General features: G+C 55.3%; 11 protein-coding genes. 5 read left to right on the top strand and 6 right to left on the bottom strand.

The genetic code is table 11. From position 1 onward, the window contains the following. Positions 1-254: 254 nt before the first annotated feature. The 5 genes from ABNS66_RS09690 (at position 255) to ABNS66_RS09710 (ending at position 5,231) form a co-directional block, all read left to right on the top strand. Complete coding sequence (locus tag ABNS66_RS09690) at positions 255-1,673, top strand: wax ester/triacylglycerol synthase family O-acyltransferase (protein WP_286696089.1); 1,419 nt, start codon at positions 255-257, stop codon at positions 1,671-1,673. A 119-nt stretch (positions 1,674-1,792) separates the two neighbouring features. Further along, a complete protein-coding gene (locus ABNS66_RS09695) occupies positions 1,793-3,781 on the top strand; it encodes an SDR family oxidoreductase (protein WP_286696090.1) in 1,989 nt (662 codons plus the stop codon). Positions 3,782-4,114: 333 nt separating this feature from the next. Further along, positions 4,115-4,291: a DUF1328 domain-containing protein gene (locus ABNS66_RS09700; RefSeq protein ID WP_286837234.1), complete on the top strand. Its 177-nt coding sequence runs from the start codon at positions 4,115-4,117 to the stop codon at positions 4,289-4,291. 90 nt (positions 4,292-4,381) lie between these two features. Beyond that, on the top strand, positions 4,382-4,582 hold the full coding sequence (locus tag ABNS66_RS09705; protein ID WP_204996734.1) for a CsbD family protein: 201 nt from the start codon (positions 4,382-4,384) through the stop codon (positions 4,580-4,582). Positions 4,583-4,670: 88 nt separating this feature from the next. Next, positions 4,671-5,231 (top strand): BON domain-containing protein, encoded by a 561-nt coding sequence (locus tag ABNS66_RS09710; protein ID WP_286837232.1) that lies wholly within the window; start codon positions 4,671-4,673, stop codon positions 5,229-5,231. Positions 5,232-5,339: 108 nt separating this feature from the next. On the opposite strand, the gene ABNS66_RS09715 is transcribed toward ABNS66_RS09710, so the two are convergent. From ABNS66_RS09715 to ABNS66_RS09740, 6 genes are all read right to left on the bottom strand, one after another. Beyond that, on the bottom strand, positions 5,340-6,254 hold the full coding sequence (locus tag ABNS66_RS09715) for an SDR family NAD(P)-dependent oxidoreductase (RefSeq protein WP_286837230.1): 915 nt from the start codon (positions 6,252-6,254) through the stop codon (positions 5,340-5,342). A gap of 18 nt (positions 6,255-6,272) precedes the next feature. Next, positions 6,273-6,734: a MaoC family dehydratase gene (locus ABNS66_RS09720; RefSeq protein ID WP_286837228.1), complete on the bottom strand. Its 462-nt coding sequence runs from the start codon at positions 6,732-6,734 to the stop codon at positions 6,273-6,275. A 23-nt stretch (positions 6,735-6,757) separates the two neighbouring features. Then, a complete protein-coding gene (locus ABNS66_RS09725; protein WP_286837226.1) occupies positions 6,758-8,563 on the bottom strand; it encodes an acyl-CoA dehydrogenase in 1,806 nt (601 codons plus the stop codon). Between the two features lie 96 nt (positions 8,564-8,659). Beyond that, complete coding sequence (locus ABNS66_RS09730; RefSeq protein ID WP_204996728.1) at positions 8,660-9,490, bottom strand: helix-turn-helix domain-containing protein; 831 nt, start codon at positions 9,488-9,490, stop codon at positions 8,660-8,662. A 71-nt stretch (positions 9,491-9,561) separates the two neighbouring features. Next, positions 9,562-11,337 (bottom strand): acyclic terpene utilization AtuA family protein, encoded by a 1,776-nt coding sequence (locus ABNS66_RS09735; RefSeq protein ID WP_286837224.1) that lies wholly within the window; start codon positions 11,335-11,337, stop codon positions 9,562-9,564. Further along, positions 11,334-12,252, bottom strand: a 919-nt coding sequence (locus ABNS66_RS09740; protein WP_348655307.1) for a biotin/lipoyl-containing protein, incomplete at its 5' end; no start/stop codon positions are given. The genes ABNS66_RS09740 and ABNS66_RS09735, both read right to left, overlap by 4 nt.

The following is a 12,252-nucleotide window of genomic DNA, read 5'->3' on the forward strand; positions in this document are numbered from 1 at the left end:
GTCTTTGTGGTCATTATTGAATAATTATCCTACTAGCCGCCCTGTTCAGCGCCGACATTCTGCGCTAGCGTAAGGCGTAAGCATTGACCCTTTTTTACGAGGTTCGAGCAGTCACGGCAATAGCGAGATCGCCCATTAGGGCATAGACTATTTTGGTATTCAATCTTGGAGCCCACACCAGAGCGATTTAAATAAAGTTGTATTAACTCGCCTGTACAAATGTTTTACGACAACAATAGGAAGTATTGGCGGCTATGGCAAAACTCTCTCTAATGGACTTGGCTTTCTTCTTAACCGAAACCGAAGCCAGCCCCAAACACGTCGGTGGCATGATGATGTTCCGCAAGCCCGCGAAAGCAGGCAAGGACTTCGTGGAAACCGCAGTGCGTGAATACGTTGGCACCAATGCCGACATTCGCCCTCCATTTAACCAGATCGTCAAATTCAGCCGATTCTCCACACCCAGTTGGGCGGACGCTCCCGACTTCAATATCGACGACCATATTTTTTACCACCAACTTGAGGGCGACGATTTTCGCGACGCACTCTACGAGCTGGTCGGTGAACTTCACAGCCCGAAGATGGAACGCGATCAACCGATGTGGGAGATCCATGTTATCCAGGGGATCGACGATAAACGCTTTGCCATCTACACCAAGCTTCACCACGCCTATGCAGACGGCGTGACCATGTCATCCATTCTCGCAAAGAGCCTGAGTCAATCTTCACGCGCACGCAAAGCCACGCCGATGTGGTCAGTGATCCCGGAAAAGCGCTTAGAGAATGCCGCCGACAGCGTGTCAATCATGAAGGTGTTGAGCAAGCTGGGCGGCCGCTCCACCGACTACCTGCGCTCCGCGCTGGGCCTGTCAAAGCTGAGCGCGCAGCTCGCCCTGGAAGCCATGAAGCTGACTAAAAATGCCGTGGCAGTGCCCTACCAAGCCAACCCGAACACGCCGCTTAACGGTCAGGTCGTTCCCGGCCGCCAAGTGGCTACCGCAGCAGTGCCCATGGAGCGCGTGAACCACCTGCGCAGCCTAACCCGCTCTACCCTGAACCATATTGCCTTAACCTGTATCGACGGCGCCCTGCACCGCTACCTGCAAGATTGCGAGTCGGATATCGATGAACCCATCACCATTCAAATGCCGGTAAATCTGCGTCGCCAAGGCGATAACAGCATGGGCAATAAAATCGGCATTGTATTGGTTGAACTGGCCAACAAAACCACTGACCCCTATGAGCGCTTGCGGGAAATTGGCTTTACCCTGCGCAATGTTCGCTATCAGGTCGACGGCGTTCCCCCGGCGTCGGTAATGGCCTACACCGTATTACTAGGCAGTTTGGCGCAGCTTGTTGAACTGCTAGGCATCGACGATAAGCTGCCACCACTGGGCAATACTCTAGTGTCCAATGTGCCCGGTCCAGTGAAACCCCTCTACCTGAAGGGTGCGCGGCTGGAGGAGATGTATCCAATCAGTGCACTGCCTCCAGGTTGCCACTTAAATATCACACTATATAGTTATGATGGACGTTTGCAGTTTGGTTTGGTGGCGAGCTCCGCCCTACCCAAACTCGAGGTATTGAGTGACTATATACACGAGGCATTTGCAGATCTCGAAAACGCAGTATCACCGCAGTTACTCGAACACAATAACAAGGCGGCTGGCTAAACCGGCCGAATAAAACAACCAGAAAAATCCCCTGCTTTCACTGACGGAAGCAAAACAGCGGCGGGCCGTTTTAACCGCCCACCGCTGTGGAGAATTTTTAAAACATCTGGAGAGGCACTATGAGTTACTTCGTTACTGGCGGCACCGGCTTTATCGGTCGATTCCTTATCGAACGCCTTGCGCGCAGAAAGGGCACTATTTATGTTCTGGTTCGCCGCAGTTCTAAACAAAAATATCTCGACCTGCTGGAAAAAACCGGCCTCAGTAAAGATCGTCTGGTTCCGGTTTGGGGCGACCTCGCCAAAAACAAACTCGGCATCAGCGCCAAAGAAATGGCCAAGCTAAAAGGTGAAATCAAACACTTCTATCACCTGGCAGCCATCTACGATTTAAAAGCCGATGCCGAAAGCCAGGAAGTCACCAATATCCGCGGCACCCAAAGCGCTATCGACGCGGCAGAAGCCATGCAAGCCGGCTGTTTCCACCTTGCTAGTTCCATCGCTGCAGCCGGTTTATATCGCGGCGTGTTTCGCGAAGACATGTTCGAAGAGGCTGAGGGCCTTAAGCATGCCTACTTCCGCACCAAGCATGTCTCTGAAGGCTTAGTACGCAAGGAATGCAAAATTCCCTATCGCATCTACCGCCCGGCAATGGTTGTCGGCGACTCCAAGACCGGAGAGATGGATAAGGTCGACGGCCCCTATTATTTCTTCAAACTCATTCAGAAGCTGCGTTATCGCGTCCCCCAATGGTGCCCGATTATCGGCATTGAGGGCGGCCAGATGAACATCGTGCCGGTGGACTATGTCGCCGATGCTATTGATCATATATCCCACAAGCCCAAGTTGGATGGACGCTGCTTCCACCTCGTTAACCCCGATGCACACAAAGTTGGCGAAGTACTCAACATCTTCTCGAAAGCTGCCCATGCACCGAAAATGGCGCTGCGCATCGACTCGCGGATGTTCGCCTTTATTCCCTCTTCCATCACCGGTTTGGTGAAAAATATGCCGCCGGTTAAGCGCCTCACCAGCGCGATACTGGCAGACTATCAAATCCCAGAAGATGGCTTGCAGTTCATGAATATGCCAACGCGCTTTGATAACCGTGAAACGGTCAAAGCACTGCGTGGCAGCGGCATAGAATTACCCGCGCTGGAAGATTACGCCTACAAGATTTGGGACTACTGGGAACGCAACCTCGACCCAGACCTATTTAAAGACCGCAGCCTGCGCGGCAATGTTGAAGGCAAGGTCATCGTGATTACCGGTGCATCCTCAGGTATTGGTAAAGCCAGCGCGCTCAAACTGGCTGAAGCCGGCGCAGAGGTTGTATTGGTCGCCCGAACGGTTGAAAAACTCAAGGAAACCCAGCAGGAAATTGAAGAGCTTGGCGGCACCAGCTATGCCTATACATGCGATGTTTCTGACCTTGAGTCCTGCGATGAACTGGTCGCTACGCTGCTGAAAAACCACGGCCATGTTGATGTGCTGGTGAATAATGCCGGCCGGTCAATTCGTCGCTCGCTCGAGCTGACCTTTGATCGCTTCCACGATTTTGAACGCACGATGCAGCTCAACTATTTTGGTGCGATTAGGCTGGTGATGGGGCTCGCGCCTTCAATGCTAGAGCGCAAGTCGGGGCATGTGATTAACATCTCGTCGATTGCCGTTATTGTTGGTACCTCACCCCGCTTCTCCGCCTATGCGGCGTCAAAATCGGCCCTTGATGCATGGTCTCGCAGCGCGGCGGCGGAATTCTCCGACCGCAACATTGCCTTCACCACGATCAATATGCCGCTGGTACGCACCCCAATGATCGGGCCCACCTCGATCTACAATGCTGTGCCGACACTGTCGCCAGAAGAAGCCGCGGACATGATCTGTGAAGCGATCGTGAAGCGTCCTAAGCGCATAGCGACCGGCTTGGGCATCAGCATGCAAGTACTCAACGCGGTGATGCCGAAGGCAACGGAAATTATTATGAATACCGTCTTCCGCACCTTCCCCGACTCCGCCGCGGCAAAGGGTGAAGGCGAAGAGGTGAAGACTGAGGCATCTTCAGAACAAGTCGCCTTGGCAGCGGTACTCAAAGGTATCCACGTCTAAAATAGGTAGCGATACGCAGCACGCAAACTCTGCGTAGTAAAACCGCCAAACCGCATTGCTCAATACATGGGCCATGCGGTTTTTTTACGCCTTGCAAATGGTGCAACTGTGCGTGGAATGAAGAGCGATGCCCTGCCGCGAAATAGCGCGCCTGCGGCGGCGAATGGCGGCCTTCCTCACGCACTTAATACGACGATATTCACGTCGCAAGTAAATTCACAGTTTCAATTTTTCATCGGCAAGCTCAGTGCCAATAAGGCGCACTAATAAAAAAATATTGAACTGTTTTTCTTAGCGCTGTCATATCCAGTAACGAAGCAACATGGAGGCAGTATGCTAGGTTGGACATTGATGTTTCTCGTTATCGCACTGATCGCTGGCGCCTTGGGCTTTAGCGGTGTAGCGGGTGCAGCGACTGGAATCGCTAAAATTCTGCTTTTTATCTTTATCGCATTATTGCTTCTCTCCCTTCTTGCGCGCGCCTTGCGCGGCAAACCTCCCCAGATGTAGCGCCGCGACGCTCACATAGCGGGAGAAATCCCCCGGGCAATTCGCCCAAAACTCTTCACTGCATCACCTTGACCACATAAGGAGAACGCTATGAACCGAGATATCGCTGAAGGCAAATGGAAACAACTGAAAGGTCGCATCAAAGAGAAGTGGGCTGAATTAAGCGACGACGAACTAGAGAGCGTGGATGGCAGCAGTGAACGCCTTATCGGCGCGTTGCAAGAACGCTACGGTTTGGCCCGCGATGAAGCCAAACAGCAATTTGAAGAATTAAAGAAAAAAGTGTCGTAAATCGGCACAACCGAGTCCATTACACGTGACTCGCACCCAATGACGATGCATGCATCGTATTTGATTAGAACCGAAATGGAGGTCAACTATGACTATCAAGAAGACGCTAATCACCAGCCTCACCTTGGGCGCTTTGGCAAGCACTCCCGTACTGGCTGACAGCTGGCAAGGCAAAACCAAAGATGCCTGGCTCGACGGTAAAGTCGAAACCGCAATTATGCTCAATGGCGAGCTCAATAACTTTGACATCGACACGGATGTAGACCAGGGCAAGGTTACTCTCGAAGGCACTGTTAGCAGTGATATCGAAAAGGATCTGGCCGGCCAGCTCGCGAGCAATGTAGACGGCGTTACATCGGTTGAAAACAACTTACATGTTGAAGGGAGCTATCGCAGCAAGCTGGAGAAAACCAGCAATGACTTTGCCCGCAAGTGGAATGACTTGAGCACCACCGCGGCCATCAATATGAAGTTTGCCGCCAACGATGATATTGCGGCAACCAAAATTAATGTCGACACTCATCGCGGTGTAGTGACCCTGCGCGGCACTGTGAAAAGCGAGGCCGCACACGACTTAGCCATTGAAATAGCCAAGAGCTTCGATCACGTTTCCGAAGTGGAAGATAAGCTCGATGTGACCAATAGCTAAGGTCCGCTATCGAAACCCCTGATAGCAACGGGCCGGTGGATACTCCGCCGGCCCGTTTGTGTCGCACCGCCCCTCTCGCTGAGACTTATGCCACAAAGCCAGGACCGGTTATTCCGCCGACATCGCCGCCATGGCTTTGGCGAGGAATTTCTCAGTCTGCTTACTTCCCGCCTCTAGCGGCCGCTGCGCGGCTTCGCTGGTAATGGCATCCCAGTTTTCAAGGATCGCCTCAGGCGTTTGTTGTTCAACACCCAAGAATACGCCATCGGTCTCAAAGATTCGCGAGCTCGCATAACCACCCGCGCCGGCGCAAAGAATATGGCGATTCGGTGCAGATTCATGGCACAGCACCAGCGCACCCGCCGTTACCGATTCCGGCGTGAGTAGATCCAGTACTTCTTTCGGCAGCAAGTCTTCGGTCATGCGCGTTGCAGCCGTCGGCGACAGCGCATTGACCCGCACGTTCTTCTTGGCACCCTCAAGGCCCAGGGTATTCATAAAACCGAGTACCGCCATCTTCGCGGCGCCGTAATTACTCTGGCCGAAGTTACCGTACATGCCCGACGACGACGTGGTCATCACGATGCGGCCATATTCCTGCTCGCGCATAATGTCCCACACCGCCTTGGTGCAATTCACCGAGCCCATCAGGTGCACATCCATCACCAGGCGAAAGTCGTCCAGCGACATTTTGGCAAAGGTTTTGTCGCGCAAAATACCGGCGTTATTTACCAGAATATCGACGCGCCCCCACTTGTCCATTGCCTCGCGGACCATATCCTCAACTTCTGCCATTACCGCAACATTAGCGCCGTGGGCCATCGCCTCGCCGCCATTGGCCTCTATGGTCGCAACCACTTCCCGCGCCGCCTCAGAGGACGCGCCGCTGCCATCGCGGGCGCCGCCTAGGTCATTCACCACAACCTTGGCTCCGCGCGCTGCCAATGCCAGAGCGTGACTACGCCCCAAGCCATTTCCCGCGCCCGTTACAATGGCTACCTGGCCATCAAATCTCACATCCATTTTTATTTCCTTTTATGTTTACGCCACTAATTGCATGGTCAACCACTCTGCGATGAGAGCGGGTTTATCCTGACCCTCGATCTCTATTGTCACCTGGGTGGTGAAGCGAAACTGCCCCGGCTTGGTTTCGGTGATGTCGATAAACTTGGCGCGGGCGCGAATGCGGCTATCGACGGCGACAGGCGCGATAAAACGAACCTTATCAAAACCGTAATTCAAGCCCATATGGGCGCCCTCGATCATCACCATAAACTCTTCTGCAAAATGCGACAGCATCGACAGGCTTAAAAAGCCATGGGCAACCGTACCACCGAAGGGCGTTTGTTTCGCGCGCTCGGGATCAACATGAATAAACTGGTGGTCCAGCGTACAGTCGGCAAATTCATTGATGGCCGCTTGATCCACTGTGTGCCACTGGGTCGGCGGTGTCTCCCGGCCGACGTATTCCATCACCTTCGCTCTATCTACTGTTGTCGCCATTTGTTTATCCTTATTTAGGCCTGTTAAAACCAATCATCACGCATAGCATAGGCACTGTCTTCACCTTGCATAAGCAAAGCAGACCAGCGCTCAGTGTGCGGCAACTCCACCGAAAAGAAGTAGCGCATCGCCTGTAACTTGCCACGATAAAAATTCTGCTCGTCACCGTGCTGACTTTGCGCAAGTGCTTGATGAGCAACAAGCCCCTGCTTCAGCCACAGCCAGGCCACAACCACATGGCCAAACAGCTCCAGGTACATAACCGAGTTCGCCAATACCTTGTCTATGTCGGTGTCAGCCATGGCTGCCAACAGGGTTTCGGTGGTATCAGTCAGCCGTTTAATCGCACTTTCCAGCTGTTCCGCCTGCTTTTCCAAACCGGCGACAGCGCCGGCCTGCGCGACCGTTTCGCGCATTAACGCCAGACAGTAGTGATAGCCAGCCATGCCCTGCATGGGCACCTTCCGCGCCAGCAAGTCGAGGGACTGAATGCCGGTTGTTCCCTCGTGAATGGGGTTAAGACGATTATCGCGGTAAAACATTTCAACCGGATGTTCATTGATATAACCCGCACCTCCCAATACCTGAATGGCCAAGCTATTGGCCTGAGGGCCGTACTCAGAGGGCCAGGTTTTGATCATGGGAATCAAGAAATCGAGCAATAATTTAGCCTGACTGCGCTGCTCTTCGGTTGGCGCCGTGTGCTGGTCGTCGGCCAGCTGTGCACCAAACAAACAGAGAGCAAACGCGCCCTCGGCATAGGCCTTCTGGGCCAATAACATGCGGCGTACGTCGGCGTGTTCAATAATATTAACCGGCGGCGACAGCGGGTCTTTGCATGATGGCAAGCGGCCCTGCGGGCGCTCGCGGGCATAGTTTAGTGAGTATTGAAAGCCGGTTAGCGCTATGGTTGCCGCACCCGTGCCGACCATAATGCGCGCTTCGTTCATCATGTGGAACATATAGCTCAGGCCGCGGTTTTCCTCGCCAACCAAATAGCCAACGGCGCCACCTCGTTCACCGAAGTTAAGTGATGTGGAGGTTTGCCCACGACCACCCATTTTGTGGAACAGCCCCGCCAAGGCTACATCGTTCTGCTCACCCAGGCTGCCATCGTCGTTAACCAGAAACTTAGGCACAATGAACAGTGAGATGCCTTTGGTCCCCTTTGGCGCCCCCTTCACCCTAGCCAACACCAAGTGCACAATATTTTCATTAAGCTCGTGATCGCCGCCAGAGATATAGATCTTATTCCCGGTAATGCGGTAACTGCCATCCTCAGCCCGTTCAGCACTGGTGATCAGGTCAGCCAGGCCGGAGCCCGCTCCCGGCTCTGTCATCGCCATGGTGCCGGCAAAGCGGCCACTGCGCTGGGGCACGGCCCACTTGGCAATCTGCTCCGGCGTGCCGTGCGCTTCAATCAAACTGGCGTTAGCAGTGGTTAAGCTCAAGTACCCCAGGGTCGTGCTGCCTGCGGCAGTAAGATACGCATTGGCGACCGTGGCCACGGGCAGGGGCAATTGCATCCCGCCCACTTCGTAATCAGCCGTTGACGAGACAAACCCTGCCTCGGTAGCGGCATCGACCGCCTGTTTGATCTCGGGGAGCATTTCCACACGGCCATTTTCAAAACGCGGTTCATTGCGGTCGACCTTGCCGCGAATCGGTAGAAAATATTTTTCAGCCAGCTGTTTAGCGGTGGTAATGGCAGCGTCAAAGCTTTCGCGATTGTGATCTCGATAACGCTCGCGCGCACACATGCTCTCGCTGTCCAGAAATTCGTACAGCATAAAATCAAGATCGCGTTCGTTGAGTAGCGGAGCAGGCATGGCGGTACCTCATATCGAAAAAGAATTGTGACAGCAGTATGCCCAGCACCCCCAGAGCCAGCCACGACATCTGATGTCAGGCAGCGCCATCGCCACCTAGTAAAACAGCAGCGGGTGACTAAGGTCGGTGTCTGCAAAGGCATCCACATTCAGCTGACGATCTTCCGGGTAAAGCGCGGTAACGGTTAACTGAGGCTCGGAAACAAAGGCCGTTGGCCCCAGTGCCCCCACGGTGGTGCTCACACTAAAAAATCGCTGCATCACACCGTCTATCGCCAGCTGCACGCGAAAGCTCGCCATCGGCTCTACCGACGCGGCGCGCTGCTGCCAGTCACTCGGTACGGAGGGATAACTGCGCAGCCGATCCAGGGTTGCCTTCACCGTCGGGTCATTGCTGAATAGCGCCGACTGCTGGATCGACATAAGAATGGCCGACAGTGTGTCCTCCCAGTTGCTCACGGCATTTTCCGCAGATTGGGAGCTGAACATAAAGTCGTAAAAATTGCTGATATTGTGCAACTCATCAGCGGGCATAAGACGGGAGTAAAACCCCAGCCAGCTGCGGTTCACCATGAGAATATTAGTGGAATTATCCACCAGACATGCGGGATAGGGGTCCAGCGCCTGCAGCGTCATGGTCATGGCGCTGCGCAGCCATTTGAGCTCTGCGGAATTAAAATCGACACGCTCGTCGCGCGGCGCAAAGCCCGCCGCAATAAGCAAATGACTTTGGTCGCGCCGCCCCAATTTCAGCGCTTTGGCGATCTCCAACACCATCGTTTCGCTGGGGCGACTGCTGCCATTTTCAAGGCGGCTGATATGGCGCGGTGAACTGCCCAACTCAAATGCCAGCTGCTCCTGACTGAGGCGGTGCACACCGCGCCAAAATTTTAAAAACCGCCCAAAGCTCGATGCACTCTCTACCACACGCCAACCCTGAAGAAATGATGCTCAAGGATACTACGCGCGATAGCGGGTGCGCTCAAACCCTTAGGGCATTAATCAAGCAGGTGTCGCGGGATTGCCACGTCCATCGACAGCAGCATTTGCGCCAGCGCTTTGCCCTGCGAATCCACCCGCAGCGAGGCACTGCCGCCCCCGCCCAACGCGTCGCGCAACAAAAAGTTAAAGGCGTGGAAACCCGGCACATCAAAGCGGTGTACATCGCCATCTAGCAGATGCTCGAAGTACTCCGCCACGGCGCTCTCCGACAGGGCTTGGGCGATGTACGGCAAATAACACTCGCGGCGCGCAATCACACCGATATTCGCGTTATTACCCTTGTCGCCGCTGCGCGCATAAGCCAGTTGCTCGAGCGGCACGCGGCAGTCGACACCCTCGCTGACAGCCAGTGATGAGTAACGGCTACCGACCGCGGGGCTGGAACCTGGCGTTGGGTAGCTGCGCTCACTCAAGCGCTGATCGCCCATTTGTACGGTGACGGGAACACGGTCTTTGGCGAGTAGCGACGAGTGAATGCGAATCAATGGGCCGGGCTTGGCTCGGCCAGCACCAAAGCCACTCATGCCCGGTGCCGCCGAGGTCGCGAGATAGGCGAACTCGTTGGCGGCGAAGGTAAGCGCCTCGCGGCTGTTGTGGTGCAAACCGTATTTGGCCATCACCTCCCTGCTAGCCGTATCGCGCGCGTGACGGCCATAGGTGTCCTCGGCTCCAATGACTTCGATGCTGACATCGCGAAAGTCTTCCCAAGCGCGTTCTTTAAAAACACCACGGCAGCGTTGTAACCAAGCGTTAAGGCTACAGCGCGCTTTTTCGGCAGCGCGCAGCCCGCCGATAAAGGCACTGCCCATCAAGCGATAACCGTCCACCCAGGTTGCGCAGACCTTGTAGCTATCGCCGGGCGCACGGCCCTTGGCATTGCTCACCCTAAGCCGGTTTTCGCCGACCTCGTCCAAGCGCACATCACTAAAATCACAGGCAACATCCGGCAGCAGGTAGTTTGCCGGATCACCAATTTCATAGAGGATCTGCTCAGCGACAGTGGCGCGGTTGACCAAACCGCCGGTCGCCGGTGGAATGGTCACAATAAAATCACCCTCTGGCGCAACCTCGGCAATGGGGTAGCTCATCGTGGAAAAGTCCGGCACTTTGTGCCAGTCGGTAAAGTTACCGCCGGTACACTGGGCGCCGCATTCCAGTACGTGCCCGGCCAAGGCCGCCTGCGCCAAGCGGTCGTAGTCCTGCCAGCTCCAGCCGAATTCATGCATCAGTGGCGCAATTACTACCGCACTGTCGACCACGCGCCCGGTCACTACGATATCGGCGCCGGCGGCCAGCGCCTCGGCAATGGGTTGAGCCCCGAGGTAGGCATTCATACTGGCAAGCTTGTCGGGCAGCGGTGCGCCGCTCTGCATGTCGCTCAGGCCCTTGCGGGCAAATTCTTCCCTGCGTGATAGCAAGTCATCGCCATACACACCGGCAATATTGAGCTGCAGGCCCTGTTCCTGGGCTAAGGACTGTAGGGCGGCTATGCAGCCGGGCACATTTACGCCGCCGGCATTGGCAATAATCTTAATCCCGTTGGCAGCGCAGTCTGCCATCACATCGCGCATGGCAACGGTGACAAAGTCCACGGCAAAACCCAGCCGCTCATCCCGGGCTCGCGCCTTGGCGAGTATCCCCATGGTCACTTCGGCCAGGTAGTCGAACACCAAGTAGTCCAGCTCGCCTTTGTCTACCAACTGCCGCGCCGCAAGCTGGCTGTCGCCGTAAAACGCCGAGGCACAGCCAATACGTACTGACGAACGACTCATAGCGCCTCCTCATTCAGCTCGACAAGCAATTGCCGCGACTTCACTTGATCGCCCGCTTTGCAGTGGATTGCCGCTACCGTGCCGTCCATGTCTGCCTTTAGCGGGTGCTCCATTTTCATCGCCTCCAACACGACCAGGGTTTGCCCGCGGCTGACGCGCTCACCCTCTGCAACAACAACGTCCACAATGGCGCCGTCCATAGACGCTTTCAGCAAGCCGCTGCCGGCGGCCGCATCCGCTTTGGCGACCGCGTGGCTGGTATCGTCGAAAATGAAGTGGCCGCCGCCGTCATCCAGGAACAGCTGCTTGCCATTGCGCGCAAAGTGGATGCGCCGCCGCACGCCATCCTCTTCAATAACACAGGATTGGGCATCGCTAGCTGCCACCTGCAGGGTATGGCGCTGACCGGCAATACTGAATTCGCGTTGCTTACCCGTCGCAAGCAGTTCGATGCGGTATTCCTGCCCTTCCCAAGCAAGTGTGAAAACGCAGCTTGCCGGAGCACTGCGCCGCCAGGCAGGCGCTGTTTTGGCCGCTGCGGCATTACATTCGTATAGCACCGCCGCCGCCCTTGCCAGGCTGGCAGTGCCAGGCTCAGGCGGAGGTGTACATTGCACACCATGCTCAGCGATAAAGGCTGTGGTGGCATCACCGGCAATAAAACTCGGATGGCGCAGCACCGCCTGCAAAAACTGCAGGTTGTTATTGATGCCCAGTAATACCGTATCTTGCAACATCGACGCCAAACGCCGCAGTGCCTCTTCACGGCTCGGCGCCCAGCAAATCAGCTTGGCCAGCATGGGGTCGTAATGGGCGCCGATAAGCTGCCCTTCGCTAATCCCACTATCCAGTCGCAGCCCCGGCCCCTGCGGCACTTGCCAGCGGGCAATGCGGCCGGTTTGCGGCATAAACTGC

The organism is uncultured Spongiibacter sp. (assembly GCF_964011655.1).
Taxonomy (GTDB): domain Bacteria; phylum Pseudomonadota; class Gammaproteobacteria; order Pseudomonadales; family Spongiibacteraceae; genus Spongiibacter; species Spongiibacter marinus.